The organism is Pseudomonas sp. p99-361 (assembly GCF_003935475.1).
GTDB classification, from domain to species: domain Bacteria; phylum Pseudomonadota; class Gammaproteobacteria; order Pseudomonadales; family Pseudomonadaceae; genus Aquipseudomonas; species Aquipseudomonas juntendi.
In genome coordinates this window covers 1-16,943 of record NZ_RHQO01000050.1, presented here as the reverse complement: position 1 = coordinate 16,943, position 16,943 = coordinate 1, and the positions used below count along the sequence as shown (strand labels likewise).

Annotated in this window: 17 protein-coding genes, 1 tRNA gene and 1 pseudogene; 7 read left to right on the top strand and 12 right to left on the bottom strand. The window is 63.1% G+C overall.

Going from position 1 to position 16,943, the window contains the following annotated elements:
• Positions 1–79: 79 nt before the first annotated feature.
• Together cysE and trmJ are read right to left on the bottom strand one after the other, a co-directional pair.
• Entirely contained in the window at positions 80–865 is a 786-nt protein-coding gene (gene cysE / locus EGJ22_RS19165; RefSeq protein ID WP_009682043.1) for a serine O-acetyltransferase, read from the bottom strand.
• A gap of 3 nt (positions 866–868) precedes the next feature.
• Entirely contained in the window at positions 869–1,624 is a 756-nt protein-coding gene (trmJ, locus tag EGJ22_RS19160; RefSeq protein WP_009682044.1) for a tRNA (cytosine(32)/uridine(32)-2'-O)-methyltransferase TrmJ, read from the bottom strand.
• A gap of 151 nt (positions 1,625–1,775) precedes the next feature.
• Here trmJ and suhB point away from each other — a divergent pair, with 151 nt between their 5' ends.
• Positions 1,776–2,594, top strand: a complete 819-nt coding sequence (gene suhB / locus EGJ22_RS19155) for an inositol-phosphate phosphatase (protein WP_125920348.1) — start codon at positions 1,776–1,778, stop codon at positions 2,592–2,594.
• A 217-nt stretch (positions 2,595–2,811) separates the two neighbouring features.
• Here suhB and EGJ22_RS19150 read toward each other — a convergent pair whose 3' ends face one another.
• From EGJ22_RS19150 to queA, 6 genes are all read right to left on the bottom strand, one after another.
• Positions 2,812–3,354: a glycine zipper 2TM domain-containing protein gene (locus EGJ22_RS19150; RefSeq protein ID WP_033690163.1), complete on the bottom strand. Its 543-nt coding sequence runs from the start codon at positions 3,352–3,354 to the stop codon at positions 2,812–2,814.
• 121 nt (positions 3,355–3,475) lie between these two features.
• Complete coding sequence (gene secF, locus EGJ22_RS19145) at positions 3,476–4,384, bottom strand: protein translocase subunit SecF (protein ID WP_009682047.1); 909 nt, start codon at positions 4,382–4,384, stop codon at positions 3,476–3,478.
• 10 nt (positions 4,385–4,394) lie between these two features.
• Positions 4,395–6,257, bottom strand: coding sequence for a protein translocase subunit SecD (gene secD, locus EGJ22_RS19140; RefSeq protein ID WP_047150159.1), 1,863 nt, complete (start codon positions 6,255–6,257; stop codon positions 4,395–4,397).
• Positions 6,258–6,320: 63 nt separating this feature from the next.
• The gene (gene yajC / locus EGJ22_RS19135; RefSeq protein WP_008092587.1) at positions 6,321–6,656 is read right to left on the bottom strand and encodes a preprotein translocase subunit YajC; all 336 of its coding nucleotides are present in this window, start codon (positions 6,654–6,656) and stop codon (positions 6,321–6,323) included.
• Between the two features lie 42 nt (positions 6,657–6,698).
• Complete coding sequence (gene tgt, locus EGJ22_RS19130; RefSeq protein WP_009682049.1) at positions 6,699–7,814, bottom strand: tRNA guanosine(34) transglycosylase Tgt; 1,116 nt, start codon at positions 7,812–7,814, stop codon at positions 6,699–6,701.
• 14 nt (positions 7,815–7,828) lie between these two features.
• Positions 7,829–8,878 (bottom strand): tRNA preQ1(34) S-adenosylmethionine ribosyltransferase-isomerase QueA, encoded by a 1,050-nt coding sequence (queA, locus tag EGJ22_RS19125; RefSeq protein ID WP_009682050.1) that lies wholly within the window; start codon positions 8,876–8,878, stop codon positions 7,829–7,831.
• Positions 8,879–8,985: 107 nt separating this feature from the next.
• Here queA and EGJ22_RS19120 point away from each other — a divergent pair.
• The 4 genes and pseudogenes from EGJ22_RS19120 (at position 8,986) to EGJ22_RS19105 (ending at position 11,177) form a co-directional block, all read left to right on the top strand.
• Positions 8,986–9,070 (top strand) — tRNA-Leu (locus EGJ22_RS19120).
• A gap of 263 nt (positions 9,071–9,333) precedes the next feature.
• Positions 9,334–9,981 carry a trypsin-like peptidase domain-containing protein gene (locus EGJ22_RS19115; protein ID WP_033690164.1) on the top strand — a complete coding sequence of 216 codons (648 nt, stop codon included), beginning with the start codon at positions 9,334–9,336 and terminating at the stop codon, positions 9,979–9,981.
• 103 nt (positions 9,982–10,084) lie between these two features.
• Positions 10,085–10,201: pseudogene (locus EGJ22_RS26585) on the top strand (GNAT family N-acetyltransferase); the annotation flags it as partial.
• 82 nt (positions 10,202–10,283) lie between these two features.
• Positions 10,284–11,177: a bestrophin family protein gene (locus EGJ22_RS19105; protein ID WP_047150158.1), complete on the top strand. Its 894-nt coding sequence runs from the start codon at positions 10,284–10,286 to the stop codon at positions 11,175–11,177.
• A gap of 36 nt (positions 11,178–11,213) precedes the next feature.
• On the opposite strand, the gene phnE is transcribed toward EGJ22_RS19105, so the two are convergent.
• From phnE to EGJ22_RS19085, 4 genes are read right to left on the bottom strand one after another with little or no spacing between them, the layout of a single operon-like run.
• A complete protein-coding gene (phnE, locus tag EGJ22_RS19100) occupies positions 11,214–11,981 on the bottom strand; it encodes a phosphonate ABC transporter, permease protein PhnE (protein ID WP_009682054.1) in 768 nt (255 codons plus the stop codon).
• On the bottom strand, positions 11,978–12,805 hold the full coding sequence (locus EGJ22_RS19095; protein WP_009682055.1) for an ABC transporter permease: 828 nt from the start codon (positions 12,803–12,805) through the stop codon (positions 11,978–11,980). The genes phnE and EGJ22_RS19095 overlap by 4 nt, the downstream gene beginning before the upstream one ends.
• Positions 12,799–13,608, bottom strand: coding sequence for a phosphonate ABC transporter ATP-binding protein (locus EGJ22_RS19090; protein WP_009682056.1), 810 nt, complete (start codon positions 13,606–13,608; stop codon positions 12,799–12,801). Before EGJ22_RS19090 ends, EGJ22_RS19095 begins: the two co-directional genes overlap by 7 nt.
• Positions 13,605–14,459 carry a putative selenate ABC transporter substrate-binding protein gene (locus EGJ22_RS19085; protein ID WP_009682057.1) on the bottom strand — a complete coding sequence of 285 codons (855 nt, stop codon included), beginning with the start codon at positions 14,457–14,459 and terminating at the stop codon, positions 13,605–13,607. Before EGJ22_RS19085 ends, EGJ22_RS19090 begins: the two co-directional genes overlap by 4 nt.
• A gap of 206 nt (positions 14,460–14,665) precedes the next feature.
• On the opposite strand from EGJ22_RS19085, the gene selD reads away from it, so the two are divergent.
• Together selD and mnmH are read left to right on the top strand one after the other, a co-directional pair.
• Positions 14,666–15,700, top strand: coding sequence for a selenide, water dikinase SelD (gene selD, locus EGJ22_RS19080; RefSeq protein ID WP_009682058.1), 1,035 nt, complete (start codon positions 14,666–14,668; stop codon positions 15,698–15,700).
• Positions 15,700–16,812, top strand: coding sequence for a tRNA 2-selenouridine(34) synthase MnmH (gene mnmH / locus EGJ22_RS19075; RefSeq protein ID WP_125920347.1), 1,113 nt, complete (start codon positions 15,700–15,702; stop codon positions 16,810–16,812). Before selD ends, mnmH begins: the two co-directional genes overlap by 1 nt.
• Positions 16,813–16,943: the final 131 nt, after the last annotated feature.

Here is a 16,943-nt window from a genome sequence, read left to right as displayed (position 1 = left end):
CTGGGAGGCGGCGCGATTGTAGCAGACGAGGGGCGTGAGCACACGCCCCGTATGTCTACCTCGGTGCGCCGCGGCGCAATCAATGCGGCTGAGTGTCGCGCCTGACGGCCTGGGCCGCTTCGGTGAAGTCATCTTCAGGCAGGGCCGGCAGCTCTTTGGCGCAGTAGTCACTGCCCATTTTCGTCAACGCGCCGCACATACCCTCCAGCCGCTCGTCGACGGCCTGCAGGTGGTCGAGCATCTGGCCAATGGCGCGCGCCACCGGGTCAGGCATGTCGCCACTCACACCGTAGGCGTCGAAGCCGATCTTCTCGGCCATGGCCTTGCGCTTGGCCTCCACTTCGCTGTCTTCGCGCTTGACGATGATGCGCCCGGGGATGCCCACTGCCGTGGCACCGGCCGGGACCGCCTTGGTCACCACCGCATTGGAGCCGATCTTGGCCCCCGCACCCACGGTGAACGGGCCCAGCACCTTGGCCCCCGCCCCTACCACCACGCCGTTTTCCAGGGTGGGGTGGCGCTTGCCCTTGTTCCAGCTGGTGCCGCCCAGCGTAACGCCCTGGTACAGGGTGACGTCATCGCCGATTTCGGCGGTTTCGCCGATGACGATGCCCATGCCGTGGTCGATGAAGAAACGCCGGCCGATGGTGGCACCCGGGTGAATCTCGATACCGGTGAGCCAGCGGCCGAAGTTCGAGACCAGACGCGCCAGCCACTTGAAGTCGCGCCGCCACAAGGCATTACCCAGGCGATGCAGCCAGATGGCATGCATGCCCGGGTAGCAGGTGAGCACCTCGAAGGCATTGCGCGCAGCCGGGTCACGGTGGAATACGCTTTGAATATCTTCACGCAGGCGTTCAAACATCTTTCAGTCCTTCCGTTTATGCGGCTCGCCCCGGACCACTTTCTGGGTCTCGGTGAGGATGCCGCGCAAAATGCTCATCTCCGAACGCTCGACCGCCACCCGCCCGTACAGCCGGCGCAGGCGCGGCATCAGGTGCTTGGGCTTTGCAGGGTCGAGGAAGCCGATGCCCACCAGGGTTTTCTCCAGGTGGTCGTAGAACAGCTCCATTTCGTCCATGGTCGCCAGCTCGCTGGCATCCACCTTCTCGACCTGGGCCGGTGCCACACCGGCGGCCAACCAGGCCATGCGCACCTCATAGGCGAGCACTTGCACGGCGGCAGCCAGGTTCAGCGAGCTGAAGTCGGGGTTGGAGGGAATGTGCACGTGGAAGTGACATCGCTGCAGTTCTTCGTTGGTCAGGCCGGCGTGTTCGCGCCCGAACACCAGGGCGATTTCTTCGCCACCGCTGGCATGCACCACCGCCTTTTCGCCACATTCACGCGGGCCGATCAACGGCCAGGGAATGCTGCGCTCGCGGGCGCTGGTGCCCATCACCAGGTTACAGCCGACCAGGGCCTGTTCGAGGCTGTCGACCACCTGGGCATTGCCCAGCACGTCGTCGGCACCAGAGGCGCGGGCACTGGCATCCACGGCGGGGAACTCTTTCGGCTGCACCAGCACCAGGCGCGACAAGCCCATGTTTTTCATGGCACGCGCAGCGCCGCCGATGTTGCCGGGGTGGCTGGTATTGACCAGAACAACACGAATATTTTGCAGCAAGGTGTTGTGCTCACAGATGCAGGAATCAGGGGCTTGGATCTTACAGAACCGACAGACGTAACGCCACGAAAGCAAATGTGCCCCTTCTGCCGCCACAGTTTTCTGCTAGAATGATCGGCTTTCTTCTTTAACATCTCCAGGTGACCCGCCCATGCAGCCTATGCTGAATATCGCCCTGCGCGCCGCTCGCAGCGCCAGTGAACTGATTTTCCGCTCCATCGAACGCCTGGATAGCATCAAGGTCGATGAGAAAGAGGCCAAGGACTACGTTTCCGAAGTCGATCGCGCCGCCGAGCAGACCATCGTCAACGCCCTGCGCAAGGCCTACCCGAACCACTCCATCCAGGGTGAAGAAACCGGCCTGCACGCCGGCACCGGTGAAGAGGGCAAGGATTACCTGTGGATCATCGACCCGCTGGACGGCACCACCAACTTCCTGCGTGGCATCCCGCACTTCGCTGTCAGCATTGCCTGCAAATACCGTGGCCGCCTTAAGCACGCCGTGATCGTCGACCCGGTTCGCCAGGAAGAATTCACCGCCAGCCGTGGCCGTGGCGCCCAACTCAATGGCCGCCGCCTGCGTGTCAGCTCGCGCACCAGCCTGGAAGGCGCCCTGCTGGGTACCGGCTTCCCGTTCCGCGACAGCCAGATGGCCGACCTCGACAACTACCTGGGCATGTTCCGCGCCTTGACCGGCCAGACTGCCGGCATCCGCCGCGCCGGCGCTGCCAGCCTAGACCTGGCCTACGTTGCTGCCGGCCGCTTCGACGCCTTCTGGGAATCGGGGCTGTCCGAGTGGGACATGGCCGCCGGCGTGCTGCTGATTCAGGAAGCCGGTGGCTTGGTTAGCGACTTCAACGGTGGCCACGACTTCCTCGACAAAGGCCACATCGTTGCGGGCAACATCAAGTGCTTCAAGGCCGTGCTGACCGCTATCCAGCCACACCTGCCAGAAAGCCTGAAGCGCTAAGCGCGGATTGCTGGCAAACAAAAAGCACCCCTCGGGGTGCTTTTTTGTGCCTGCCGAAGCCGTCCACAATCCGCTTTTTGTGGGAGCGGCCTTGTGTCGCGAAAGGGCTGCAAGGCAGCCCCGACGATCTCTGATGGGTCATAGACCCTGGGGCCGCTGCGCGCCCCTTTCGCGACACAAGGCCGCTCCCCCAAAAAAGAGCGGACCGCATTCAAACTTACTGCCCGGCCTCGCTCAGGACCAACTTGCCATTCTTGTCCAGCGGAATGGTCGACCCAGGCTCACGGTCCATTTTCACCTTACCGACCTGGTCACCGATGGAATAGGTCACGTTGTACCCCACCACCTTCTCACTGATGTCATTGACCGTATTGCAGCGGGTTTGCGTGGTGGTGTAGGTGTCACGCTGCTGCATGCCTTCCTGCACCTTGTTACCGGCATAACCACCACCGACCGCACCGGCAACGGTGGCGATCTTCTTGCCTGTGCCGCCACCGATCTGGTTGCCGAGCAAGCCCCCCGCCAGGGCGCCTACCACGGTACCGGCGATCTGGTGCTGGTCCTTGACCGGCGCCTGGCGCGTTACGGCAACGTCCTTGCACACTTCACGCGGGGTTTTCACCTGTTGCTTGATCGGCTGCACGTCGGTGACCTGGGCATATTCAGGCCCCTTGTTGACCAAGCTGTAGGTCGCGACAGCACCTCCGGCAGTCACACCGACAGCACCCAGTACCGCACCCACCAGCATTGATTTATTCACGTCAACCTCCTGATCGTACCAGCGGGTCGCAACCCGCGCTTATCCCAGCCTTGGAGCAAAAAAAAAGGCGCGAGTTCAATACTCGCGCCTTTTGCACCGCCAGGCGGTGTTGGGCTAGCCGCTACGGACGATCGTCCACGCCTTCTGCCTTGGTCGGCGGGATCAGGTCTTCACTGTTCAGGTTCAGCCAGATCAATACCACGTTGGCGATGTAGATCGACGAGTAGGTACCTGCCATCACCCCGATGAACAAGGCCAGCGAGAAGCCGAACAGGTTGTCACCGCCAAAGAACAACAGCGCCGCGATGGCCAGCAAGGTCGAAACCGAGGTGGCGATGGTACGCAGCAAGGTCTGGGTGGTGGACACGTTGATGTTCTCGATCAACGAAGCCTTGCGCATGACGCGGAAGTTTTCCCGCACCCGGTCGAACACGACGATGGTGTCGTTCAGCGAGTAGCCAATGATCGCCAGCACTGCCGCCAACACCGTCAGGTCGAAGGTGATCTGGAAGAACGACAGGATACCCAGTGTGACCACCACGTCGTGAATCAGCGAGATGATCGCCCCCACCGCGAACTTCCACTGGAAGCGGAAGGCCAGGTAGATGAGGATGCCGCCCAGCGCCAGCAGCATGCCCATGCCACCCTGGTCGCGCAGCTCTTCACCCACCTGAGGGCCAACGAACTCGACTCGCTTGAGCGTGGCCGGGTTGTCGCCGCCCGCCTTCTGCAGTGCGGCAGCTACCTTGTTGCCCAGTTGCGGGTCGTCACCCGGCATACGCACCAACAGGTCGGTGGTAGCACCAAAGCTTTGCACCACGGCCTCGTGGAAACCGGAGTCGACCAGCTCGGCGCGTACCGCCTTGAGGTCTGCCGGGCGCTCGTAGGTCAGCTCGATCAGCGTACCACCGGTGAAGTCCAGGCCGAAGTTCAGGCCTTTCTGCCACCAGCTGAACAGCGCCAGCACGGTGAGGAGCACGGTAATGGCGAACGCGACATTGCGCACGCCCATGAAGTTGATGGTTTTCATCGCAGCTCCCTCAAACCCACAGCTTCTTGATGTCACGCCCGCCACAGGTCAGGTTGACCATTGCGCGGGTCACCATGACGGCGGTGAACATCGAGGTGAAAATCCCGAGGGACATGGTGACCGCAAAGCCCTTGACCGGGCCGGTACCCATGGCGAACAGGATGCCGCCGACCAGCAGGCTGGTCAGGTTGGCGTCGATGATCGCGGTATAGGCGCGGTTGAAACCTTCGTGGATGGCGCGCTGCACCGACATGCCGGCCTTCAGCTCTTCGCGTATGCGCGAGAAGATCAGCACGTTGGCGTCTACCGCCATACCCATGGTCAACACGATACCGGCAATGCCTGGCAGGGTCAGGGTGGCCCCCAGCAGCGACATCAGTGCCAGCAGCAGCACCATGTTGCCCGCCAGGGCGATGGTGGCGATCACGCCAAAACCACGGTAGATGGCGATGATGAACAGCGAAACGAACAGCATGCCCCACAGCGATGCATCGATACCTTTGGTGATGTTGTCGGCACCCAGGCTTGGGCCAATGGTACGTTCTTCTGCGAAGTACATCGGTGCAGCCAGACCACCGGCACGCAGCAACAGCGCCAGCTCGGACGATTCGCCCTGGCCGTTCAGGCCGGTGATGCGGAACTGGCTACCCAGCGGCGACTGGATGGTGGCCAGGCTGATGATTTTCTTCTCTTCGACGAAGCTTTGCACGGCCACGTCTTTCTCGACGCCGTCGACGGTTTGCTTGACGTAGCGGGTAACCGGCTTCTGCTCGATGAAGATCACCGCCATGCTGCGGCCAACGTTGCTGCGGGTAGCGCGGCTCATCAGCTCGCCACCGTGGCCATCCAGGCGAATGTTCACCTGTGGGCGGCCGTGTTCATCGAAGCTTGCCTGGGCGTCGGTAACCTGGTCACCGGTAATGATCAGCCCGCGCTCGACCGCAGCGGACCGGCCGCCTTCGCGAAACTCGAACACCTCGGTAGTGGCCTTGGACGCACCCGGTTCGGCACCGAAACGGAACTCGAGGTTGGCGGTTTTACCCAGGATACGTTTGGCTTCGGCAGTGTCCTGCACACCTGGCAACTCGACCACGATGCGGTTGGCGCCCTGACGCTGTACCAGCGGCTCGGCCACGCCCAGCTCGTTGACGCGGTTGCGCACGGTGGTGAGGTTCTGCTTGATCGAGTATTCGCGGATTTCGGCGACCTTCGCCTGGGTCAGCGCCAGGCGCAGCACCGCAAGGTCGTTGCGCTCGGTGGTGGTCAGGTCGAAATCATTGAAATTCTTGCGGATCAGGGCACGCGCCTGTTCGCGGGTTGCATCGTCAGCAAAGCCCAGCATGATGCCACCATCCTGCTGAGGCAGGCTGCGGTAGCGCACACGCTCTTTACGCAGCAAGGTCTTGACCTCGCCTTCGTAGACTTTCATGCGGGCGCTCATGGCCTTGTCCATGTCCACTTCCAGCAGGAAGTGCACACCACCGGACAGGTCCAGGCCCAGCTTCATCGGGCTTGCACCCAGGTTGCGCAGCCATTGCGGAGTCGTCTGGGCCAGGTTCAGGGCCACGACGTAATCATCGCCCAGCGCCTTGCGCACCACATCCTTGGCCGGCAGCTGGTCTTCCTGGTTGGTCAGGCGGATCAGCCCGCTGCCCTTCTCGCCCAGGCTGGCGCCCTTGACTGCGATCTTGGCATCGACCAAAGCCTTGCTGACGCGGTCGAGGTCGGCCTGGTTCACCTGCAGCGCCGAGCTGGCACCACTGATCTGCACCGCCGGGTCGTCCGGGTAAAGGTTGGGTGCGGAATAAATGAAACCGACCACCAGTACCAGCACGATCAGTGCATATTTCCACAGAGGGTATTTGTTCAGCATCACGCCGCCCGTTCAAGACGCGGGGCGCGTTGCGCGCCCCGACTGGAAAATAAAACCGGTAACTCAGATAGCCTTGAGCGTACCTTTTGGCAGGGTCGCAGCAATGGCGCCCTTCTGGAACTTCAGTTCGACAGTGTCGGACACTTCCAGTACCACGAAGTCATCGGAAACCTTGACGATCTTGCCGGCGATACCGCCGTTGGTGACAACTTCGTCACCTTTTTGCAAGTTGCTCAGCAGGTTCTTCTGCTCTTTGGCACGCTTGGCCTGTGGGCGCCAGATCATCAGGTAGAAGATGACCAGGAAACCGACCAGGAAAATCCACTCGAAGCCGGTACCGGCTGGGCCGGCGGCAGGTGCTGCAGCGTCCGCGTATGCGGCGGGGATCAAGAAGCTCATTGGGCACTCCTAATGTAATTTTCTAATAATGGATGCAGACAGTCAGTCCAAGGGCGGAACCGGAAGCCCGCGCTTGGCGTAGAAGGCGTCGACAAAGGCGGCCAATTTACCCTGATGAATGGCCTCGCGTAAACCGGCCATCAAGCGCTGGTAATGGCGCAAGTTGTGGATGGTATTCAGCATGCTGCTCAGCATTTCGCCGCACTTGTCCAAATGGTGCAGATAGGCGCGCGAGAAGTTGGTGCAGGTGTAGCAGTCACAGGTCGGATCCAGCGGCGATTCATCGTGGCGATGGAACGCATTGCGGATCTTGATCACCCCTGTATCGACAAACAGATGCCCGTTGCGCGCGTTGCGCGTTGGCATCACGCAGTCGAACATGTCGACGCCGCGGCGCACACCCTCAACGAGATCTTCCGGTTTGCCTACCCCCATAAGGTAACGAGGTTTGTCAGCCGGCATCTGGTCAGGCAGGTAATCCAGCACCTTGATCATTTCGTGCTTGGGCTCGCCAACCGACAGGCCACCAATGGCCAGGCCATCGAAGCCGATGTTTTCCAGGCCTTCGAGCGAGCGCATGCGCAGGTCCTGGTACATGCCACCCTGAACAATGCCGAACAGCGCGGCGGTGTTGTCGGCGTGGGCGTTCTTCGAGCGCTGGGCCCAGCGCAGCGACAGCTCCATGGAGGTGCGCGCGACATCGTGCTCGGCCGGGTACGGGGTGCACTCGTCGAAGATCATCACCACGTCCGACCCCAGGTCACGCTGGACCTGCATCGACTCTTCCGGGCCCATGAACACCTTGGAGCCATCGACCGGCGAGGCGAAGGTCACACCCTCTTCCTTGATCTTGCGCATGGCGCCCAGGCTGAACACCTGGAAACCACCGGAGTCGGTGAGGATCGGGCCCTTCCACTGCATGAAATCGTGCAGGCCGTTGTGCTTCTTGATCACCTCGGTGCCGGGGCGCAGCCACAGGTGGAAGGTATTGCCGAGGATCATCTCGGCGCCAATGGCCTCGATATCGCGTGGCAGCATGCCCTTGACCGTGCCATAGGTGCCCACCGGCATGAACGCCGGGGTTTCCACGGTGCCACGAGGGAAAGTGATGCGACCGCGACGGGCCTTGCCGTCGGTGGCCAGCAGTTCGAAGGACATTCGACAGGTGCGACTCATGCTTGATCCTCGGGGCCGCGTGGCGCCGGATTGCGGGTGATGAACATGGCATCACCGTAACTGAAGAAGCGGTACCCCTGCTCCACCGCCGCGGCGTAGGCGGCCATGGTCTCGGGGTAGCCGGCGAAGGCCGAGACCAGCATCAGCAGCGTGGACTCCGGCAGGTGGAAGTTGGTGACCAGCGCGTCGACCACATGGAACGGCCGACCCGGGTAGATGAAAATATCGGTGTCGCCGCTGAACGCCTTGAGCACGCCGTCGCGCGCGGCACTTTCCAGCGAACGCACGCTGGTGGTGCCCACGGCGATCACCCGGCCACCGCGAGCGCGACAGGCCGTGATGGCATCGACCACGTCCTGGCTCACTTCGAGCCACTCTTTGTGCATATGGTGGTCTTCGATCTTGTCGACACGCACCGGCTGGAACGTGCCGGCGCCCACGTGCAGGGTGACGAAGGCGCGCTCCACGCCCTTGGCGGCAATTTTTTCCAGCAGCGCTTCATCGAAGTGCAGGCCGGCGGTGGGCGCGGCCACTGCACCGGCACGCTCGGCGTAGACGGTCTGGTAGCGCTCACGGTCGGCGCCCTCGTCGGGGCGGTCGATATAGGGCGGCAACGGCATGTGGCCGACGCGGTCGAGCAGTGGCAGCACCTCTTCGGTGAAGCGCAGCTCGAACAGTGTGTCGTGGCGGGCGACCATTTCGGCCTCGCCACCGCCATCGATGAGGATGACCGCGCCCTCTTTCGGCGCCTTGCTGGCCCTTACGTGAGCCAGCACCCGGTGGCTGTCGAGCACGCGTTCGACCAGCACTTCCAGCTTGCCGCCAGACGCTTTCTGGCCGAACAAGCGGGCCGGGATGACCCGGGTGTTATTGAACACCATCAGGTCGCCGGGGCGCAGGTACTCGAGCAAATCGGGAAATTGCCGGTGTGCCAGCACGCCGCTCGGCCCATCGAGGACCAGCAGACGGCTGCCATGGCGCTCGGCCAGTGGGTGGCGGGCGATCAGGGAATCGGGGAGTTCGAAGGAAAAATCGGCGACGCGCATGATGATGTTCGGTTCGGCAGGGCCGGGAAGTTTAGCCCAATGTGTGAAAATTGACCATGAAAGCCGATTGACCGACCAGCGGCAGCTCTCTATACTGCGCGCCACACGCCCTGATGGCGGAATTGGTAGACGCGGCGGATTCAAAATCCGTTTTCGAAAGGAGTGGGAGTTCGAGTCTCCCTCGGGGCACCAAAATCCGGAAAAAACCGACCGTATGGTCGGTTTTTTTTCGCCTCGCAAAACTACCTCTCGTCTTGACGCCACCGCCACGGCGCCGGGCTTCACCCCGATACCCCGATTCTATTGGCTACCCTTCTGATTAGCACTTAAGCTGTCATTCGTCGGATATATCACGAAAGGATTGTCCGAATAATGGCACTTAGCCATAGTTGCGCACCCTTCCCCTCAATCCTGTGTGAACCATGAAAGCTATAGCGCCCTGTGTGGCAGCAATGATGCTGCTGGGTGGGTGCAATGGAGTGCCAACGTCGTACGTTTCCGATCCCGTCTACAGCCAGGCATTCGTGGTCACCTCCGGTGCTCCGCTGCCAATGCTGCTGATGGCCAGCGCCATCCAGTGGAATGAGGATTACGCAGTAACCGCCAAACACACCCCCTTCCTGCCCAACGTGGTTCACGAAGGCCTCGGTGATGTGGTGTTCTTCAAGCACAAGGCTGCGACGGTACCGGCCTGGCGCCAGTACGTGCCGGGCGAGGCCGTGACGGCGGTCGGCTACAACAGCTTGATGATGCCGATGCAAGGCAAGGGCCATGCCCTGCCGTCGCTGGTTCGGCTGGAAGGTACGCCTGGCAGTGTCTTCTACTCGGTACACGATGGCCCGATCACCAAAGGCATGTCGGGTGGGCCGGTGTTTGCAGACGATGGCAAGGTCGTAGGCATCAACGTGGCCATCATCCCGACCAGCGAGATCGACGCTGGCAGGCGCCCCGACCTGATCGGCAAGGAACGCATCAGCGTGTTCATGTCGTTCAACGAGATCGACAAGGAGTGGCGGCGCTATCAGTACCTGCTGGCACGCAAGGCCAAGCCGAGGGCGCCGGCTGCGGTCAAAGGCTACGTGGCGGTGGCCGCCAAGCCGTGAATCGGGGCGCGGTGCTGGGTGGAAAGCGGCCTATGATGTGAGGCTGATGGCCTCTTCGCGGGTAAACCCGCTACTACAGGGCCTGCGCGGGATTTGAGCCTGCGCTCGGGAGGCCCGAGTGCCATGCTTCAATCACGACACCGCCGGCCTGCTGCTATATCCACAGCTGGGCTTCACACCATTCGGCATCATCAAGTGGCCACCCAATCGTATCCTTATGGATACACCCGCTCAAGGATGGCGAACCTTCGGCGCCCCTCGACGTCCCATCCTGCATCCCCCGCGTTCCGAGGTAGCCCCGCGTGAAAGACGTCATCGCCCGCAAGTACCGCCTGGTGGTGAAGACCATCGGCTACATCGGCTGGTCGCTGTTCTGGCTGCTGATCTGGGATGTGCTGGTCACCATCGACTTCATGCTGTTCTTCAACAGCAAGTTCACCTTGCCGCTGATCCCATTGACCCTGTTGGGTTCTGCGCTGGTGGTGCTGGTGAGCTTTCGCAACAGCAGTGCCTACAACCGCTGGTGGGAAGCACGCACGTTATGGGGCGCGCTGGTGAACAGCTCGCGCAGTTTTGCCCGGCAGACGCTGACCCTGATCGATGACACGGACGACGGCCTGAACCCGGTCAAGGCCACCCTGCTGCGCCGGCATGTCGCCTATGTGAACTGCCTGGCGGCACACCTCAAAGGTGAACCCTGCCCGGAGGAACTGATGGCTTTTATCCCGCCGGCGGAGTTCGAACGGCGCAACCGCTCGAACAACTTCGCCAACGACATCCTCAGCGGCTCGGCGGCCCTGCTGGCCCGGGAATACCAGGCCGGGCGGCTGGACAGCATTCGCCTGGCGCGGCTGGAGGCAACCTTGGTGGACCTGTCCAATGCCCAGGGCGGCATGGAGCGGATTGCCAATACGCCGCTGCCGTACCCTTACGTGTATTTTCCGCGCCTGTTCATCACCTTGTTCTGCCTGATCGTGCCGGTGGGGCTGGTGGAGTCGCTGGGCTGGTTCACACCGCTGGCGTCGACGGTGGTGGGGTTCATGTTGCTGGCCATCGAGCGGATCGGTACCGACTTGCAGAGCCCGTTCAGGTTCAGTGAGCACCAGATCCAGATGGACACCATTTGCGAGACGATCGAGCGCAACCTGGAATCGATGCAGCGCGAGGCGCAGTGTGGCGAGGTGGTGGGAGCCTGATGGATTTTCGGGCTGCCTTGCGGCCCTGGCTATCGGTCAGGCCCGCACATAACGCTGGCGCAACACATCACTGAGCATGTCCACCAGCAACACCAGCACCAGCATGCCAAGGATCACCGTGCTGGCCTGGGCTTCCTGGAACAGGCTCAAGGTGGTGTACAGCATCTGCCCCAGCCCCCCCGCCCCGACAAACCCCAGCACGCTGGCCATGCGAATGTTGTTCTCCCAGCGGTACAAGCTATACGCCAGCAACTGCGGCCACACATTGGGCAAGGTGCCAAAGCAGAAGGCCGCCACCTGGCTACCCCCCTGCAAACGGATCGCCGCCGCAGGCTCTGGCGGCGCGTTCTCCAGCGCCTCGGCGAACAACCGCCCCAGTACCCCGGCAGTGTGCAGCGCCAGGGCCAGGGTGCCGGCATTGGGCCCAAGCCCGGCGGCCAGCACGGTGAGCGCCGCCCACACTAGCTCCGGAATGGCGCGCAGGGCATTGAGCAGCAACCGCGCAGCGCCCTGCAACGGCCAACCGAAGCGGCCCGCCGCCGGCAGCGCCAGCAGCAGCCCCAATATCATCGCCAACAGGGTGCCCAGCCCGGACATGGCCAGGGTCTCCAGCGCCCCGTGCCATACCGCCTTCAGGTGCCCGGCAGACCAGTCAGGGTGCAGGAAGCGCCCGGCGTACTCGCCCATCTGCCCCAGGCCGCCATTGCCGACCAGTGCTTGCAAGTCCAGCTGCAGGTAGGCAAACGAGGCCGCTACCGCCGCCACGATGGCCCCCAGCAGGAGCAGGTTGATCACCCGGTTCATGCCAACCTCCAACGCAGCAAGCGGCTGAGCAGGTCGGCCAGGATCACCAGCAACAGGAAGGTCAGCAGCATGCTGGCAACCTCGGCACCCGCAAACATGCGCATCGACAGATCGATCTGCTGCCCCAGCCCCCCGGCGCCAACAAAGCCCATCACCACCGAAGCCCGTACCGCGCATTCCCAGCGGTACACGGTGTACGACACCACCTCGGCGGCGGCATTGGGCAGGATGCCGTAGAGGAACGCCGCCAAGCGCCCGCTGCCCGCCTGCAACAAGGCATGTGCCGGGCGCTGGTCGACCGATTCGAAAATCTCGGCATAGACCTTGCCGAGCATGCCGCTGTAGGTAATGGCAATGGCCAGTACCCCTGCCGTCGGCCCCAACCCTACCGCACGCACGAACAGCAACGCCCAGACTATCTCGGGCACGCTGCGCAGGAAAATCAGCACCCCGCGCACAGGCAGGCGTACCACCCGTGACCCTAACCCGGCCCGTCCGCCCCTGGATGCAGCGCGCAACGACAACGCCCGGCTGGCCAGCAAGCCAGCCGGGATTGCCAGCAGCAATGCCAGCGCCATGCCGGCAGTCGCCACGGCCAGGGTCTGCAACGTGGCGTCGTACAGCAACGCAAGGAAATCGGCATCGTGGGCCGGTGGCCAGAACGCGCGGGTGAACTGGGCGATCTGCTGCCGGTTCTCTGCCTGCAGCAGTACACCGGGGTTCAGCTCGCTCAACTGGATACCCGGCCACAAGACTGCCACAGCCAGCACGGCCAGCAGCAACCGCGGCAATAAGGCCGGGTCGCGGGTGCTGGCAGTCAGCATCGCGGAATCTGCACGGTCAGGGGTGCCCCAGGGGTTGGCGGCGAAGCCAGGTGTTCGTTGGCGTACAACGCATCCAGCATCTGCCTGGTGACCGCAGTGGCCGGGCAGTCGAACGCCACCTGCCCCTCGCGAATACCGACCACCCGAGGGAAATGCGCCAGCGCCAGCTCCACCGCATGCAGGCTGGCCACCAGGGTAACGCCATGGCGCTGGGCATGGCGGTTGAGCAAAGCCAGGCTGTGGTCGGCCAGCACCGGGTCCATGGCCGACACGGGTTCGTCGGTGAGCAGTACCTGCGGCCGTTGATACAACGCGCGCGCGATGCCGACCCGTTGCAACTGCCCGCCGGACAGTTGCCCGCATTGCACGAACAGCTTGTCGGCCAGGCCCAGTTCAGCCAGAACCTGCCGAGCGCCTGCGACATCGCTGGGGTACAGCAGGTTGAACAAGCCGCGCAGCAGCCCCCACTGCCCCAGGCGCCCTGCCAGCACTGCCGTGACCACCCGTTGGCGCGGCGGCAAGGGTGGCGCCTGGTGTACCAGGCCGACCCGCGCACGTAAGCGTTGACGCGCCCGCACCGACAACGCCCAGGGCTGCTCGCCGAGCAGTTCCAGGCGCCCGCTGCCAGGCCGCACGGCCGTGGCCATCAGGTGCAGCAAGCTGGACTTGCCCGCGCCCGAAGGCCCGATGATGGCCACGCGCTCGCCCTGGTCGATCTGCAGGCTGACGGCATCGAGAGCGCGCACCTGACCGTGGCGCAGGCCGGCGCCATGCAGCTGGATGGCCGCGTTCGAGGCTGTCACTTGAGCAGGCCGGCCTCACGCGCCGCTTGCTCGGTGCCCACATAGTTCTCGGCCTTGGTCTCGATGAAGCGGCTGGCGGCCTGCAGGTCGAGAATCGCCTTGTCCGCCGGGTTGGCCGGGTCGAGGGCGAGGAAGGCCTGTTTGATCTTCTCTTTCAGCGCCGGGTCCATGTTGCCGCGCACGGTCCAGTTGTAGTCGAAATAGGTCGGTGTGGTGGCGAACACCTTCACCTTGCTGGTATCGACCTTGCCGGCGTCCACCAGCTTCTGCCAGACGCTGGCATTGAGCACACCTGCGTCGACCTTGCCCGCCTGCACCCACGCCACGGTGGCGTCATGGGCACCGGAATAGGCCACACGGCTGAAGTAGTCCTCAGGCTTGATGTTGTCTTGCTTGAGCATGAAATAGCGCGGCATCAGGCTCCCCGACGTGGACGAGATGGAGCCGAAGGCAAACGACTTGCCCTTCAGGTCGGCCAGGCTTTTCACGTTGGGGTCGGCGGTGATGAACTTGGAGGTGAACTGCGCATCCTGCTCACGCTGCACCAACGGCGTGACGGTCGGGTCCTTCAGGTGAACCTGGACGAAGGTGAACCCACCCAGCCAGGCCAGGTCGAGGCGGTCGGAAGCCAGCGACTCGACCACAGCCGGGTAATCGGCCACCGGCACGAACTTCACTTCCATGCCCAACTGCTTGGCCAGGTACTCGCCCAACGGCTTGAACTTGCGCTGCAGTTCGGTGGGTGCTTCATCTGGGATGGCGCTGACCCGCAAGGTTTCAGCGGCCTGCACGACAACGGCACAGCAGGACAGCACAAGGCCAGCGGCGAGCGCCAGGGGGCGTTTGAGCATGGGGGGTTCTCCGGTTCAATGGCGGGGAAAAGCGGCTGCAAGTCGCAAGTCGCAAGCTGCAAGCTGCAAGCAAAAGCAGCCTGCATGTGGCTTTTGCTTTTGCTTGAAGCTTGAAGCTTGAAGCTGGCCCAAGGAATTATAAGAGGCACAGGCGCAAAGGCCAGCTTTGCTACAATCGCGCAACAAATTGACCTGCTGAGGTACGTATGCGCGAGCCGATTCGCCTGACCCAGTACAGCCACGGTGCCGGCTGTGGCTGCAAGATTTCCCCCAAGGTGCTGGACGTGATCCTCGCTGAAAGTGGCACCCAGGCCCTGGACCCGAAACTGTGGGTCGGCAACGCCTCACGCGATGATGCCGCGGTATACGCACTGGATGACGAACGTGGCGTGGTTTCGACCACCGACTTCTTCATGCCGATCGTCGATGACCCCTATGACTTCGGTCGAATCGCCGCCACCAACGCCATCAGCGACATCTACGCCATGGGCGGCGACCCGCTGATGGCCATCGCCATCCTGGGCTGGCCAGTCAACGTGCTGCCACCGGAAGTCGCCCGCGAAGTCATCCGCGGTGGCCGTGCCGTGTGCGCTGAAGCCGGTATTCCACTGGCCGGCGGCCACTCCATCGACGCTCCCGAGCCCATCTTCGGCCTGGCTGTCACCGGCGTGGTCAGCAAGCGCCACCTCAAGCGCAACGACACCGCTAGCGCCGGCTGCCAGCTGTACCTGACCAAGCCACTGGGCATCGGCATCCTCACCACTGCCGAGAAAAAGGCCAAGCTGCGCGCGCAGGACCAAGGCCTGGCCCGTGACTGGATGTGCACCCTCAATACCCCCGGCCGCCGCTTTGGCAAGCTGGACGGGGTCAAGGCCATGACCGACGTCACCGGCTTCGGCCTGCTCGGCCACCTGGTCGAACTGGCAGAAGGCAGCGGCCTTACCGCGCACCTGGACTACGCCGCTGTACCGCGCCTGCCCAGTGTCGACCACTATCTGGCCGAGGGTTGCATCCCCGGCGGCACCCTGCGCAACTACGACAGCTACGGGCACAAGATCGGTACGCTCAGCGACGACCAGAAGCACCTGCTGTGCGACCCGCAAACCAGCGGTGGCCTGCTGGTGGCAGTTACCCCGCAAGGTGAAGCAGAGTTCCTGGCGGTGGCCGCCGAACTGGGCCTGCAACTGGCGCCGATCGGCAAGCTGGTCGAGCGACAGAGCCACGCGGTCGAGGTGATCTGATGCGCCCCGACTGCACCGATTTTCGCCAGCTGTTCCTCGCCGACGTGCCGATGATGGACATGCGCGCGCCGGTCGAATTCGCCAAAGGCGCCTTCCCTGGCGTGGTCAACCTGCCGCTGATGAACGACCAGGAGCGGCAGAAGGTCGGCACTTGCTTCAAGCAACAGGGCCAGGCCGCCGCCATCGCGCTGGGCCACCAGTTGGTCAGCGGTGCTACCAAGCAGGCCCGCCTGCAAGCCTGGGTAGCCTTTACCCAGGCGCATCCCGAGGGCTACCTGTACTGCTTCCGGGGCGGCCTGCGCTCGCAGATCGTGCAGGGCTGGCTGCGCGATGAAGCGGGCATCCAGTACCCACGCGTCAAAGGTGGCTACAAGGCCATGCGTAACTTTCTGCTGGGGACGACCCAGCAGGCGGTGGCCCAATGCGATTTCGTGCTGGTCGGCGGCCTGACCGGCACCGGCAAGACCGATGTGCTGCAGCAACTGGACAACGTGCTCGACCTGGAAGGCCACGCCAATCACCGCGGCTCCAGCTTCGGCAAGCGCGCCACGGCGCAGCCGGCGCAGATCGATTTCGAGAACCAGTTGGCCATCGATGTGCTGAAGAAGCGTGCCCGAGGGGTCGAGCAGTTCGTGCTGGAAGATGAAGGCCGTATTGTCGGCAGTTGCACGTTGCCGCTGGAGCTATACCAAGGCATGCAGCGGTATCCGCTGGTGTGGCTGGAGGACAGCTTCGCTAACCGCGTGGAACGCATTCTTCGCGACTATGTGATCAACCTGAGTGCCGAGTTTATGGCCGTGCATGGCGAGGAAGACGGTCGCCGCCTGTTTGCCGAGCGCATGCTGCAGAGCATGGCCAACATCCACAAGCGCCTGGGTGGCGAACGCTACCAACGGCTATCGGAAGTTCTGCGCCAGGCCCTGGAAGAACAGCAGCGCAGCGGCGCGGTGGACCTGCACCGGGGCTGGATCGAGGGTTTGCTGAACGAGTACTACGACCCGATGTATGCCTACCAGCGGGCAGCCAAGGCCGAGCGCATCGAGTTTGCCGGGGATGCCGTGGAAGTGCGTGAGTACCTCAAGGCCCGGGCACTGCGCCAGCCACACCTGTAAAACCAGGGTCGCTTCGCGCCCCATCGCAGGCAAGCCAGCTCCACAGGGATCGCATTAGGGCTGACAGGTGTTTGCCACAAGGTATGGCAGCGCCTGTTAGAGCGAGCGCCGCCCGCGCGGCGCAATCGCGA

Excerpts from the sequence above, each read along its gene's own strand:
- tgt (WP_009682049.1), bottom strand. The coding sequence starts at position 7,814 with ATGTCCTTCGAACTGCTGGCCACCGACGGCAAGGCCCGTCGCGGTCGC.
- queA (WP_009682050.1), bottom strand. The coding sequence starts at position 8,878 with ATGCGCGTCGCCGATTTTTCCTTCGAACTCCCCGATTCCCTGATCGCC.
- selD (WP_009682058.1), top strand. The coding sequence starts at position 14,666 with ATGCGCGAGCCGATTCGCCTGACCCAGTACAGCCACGGTGCCGGCTGT.
- EGJ22_RS19085 (WP_009682057.1), bottom strand. The coding sequence starts at position 14,459 with ATGCTCAAACGCCCCCTGGCGCTCGCCGCTGGCCTTGTGCTGTCCTGC.
- secF (WP_009682047.1), bottom strand. The coding sequence starts at position 4,384 with ATGAAAACCATCAACTTCATGGGCGTGCGCAATGTCGCGTTCGCCATT.
- mnmH (WP_125920347.1), top strand. The coding sequence starts at position 15,700 with ATGCGCCCCGACTGCACCGATTTTCGCCAGCTGTTCCTCGCCGACGTG.
- secD (WP_047150159.1), bottom strand. The coding sequence starts at position 6,257 with ATGCTGAACAAATACCCTCTGTGGAAATATGCACTGATCGTGCTGGTA.
- EGJ22_RS19115 (WP_033690164.1), top strand. The coding sequence starts at position 9,334 with ATGCTGCTGGGTGGGTGCAATGGAGTGCCAACGTCGTACGTTTCCGAT.
- yajC (WP_008092587.1), bottom strand. The coding sequence starts at position 6,656 with ATGAGCTTCTTGATCCCCGCCGCATACGCGGACGCTGCAGCACCTGCC.
- suhB (WP_125920348.1), top strand. The coding sequence starts at position 1,776 with ATGCAGCCTATGCTGAATATCGCCCTGCGCGCCGCTCGCAGCGCCAGT.
- EGJ22_RS19095 (WP_009682055.1), bottom strand. The coding sequence starts at position 12,805 with ATGCTGACTGCCAGCACCCGCGACCCGGCCTTATTGCCGCGGTTGCTG.
- phnE (WP_009682054.1), bottom strand. The coding sequence starts at position 11,981 with ATGAACCGGGTGATCAACCTGCTCCTGCTGGGGGCCATCGTGGCGGCG.
- cysE (WP_009682043.1), bottom strand. The coding sequence starts at position 865 with ATGTTTGAACGCCTGCGTGAAGATATTCAAAGCGTATTCCACCGTGAC.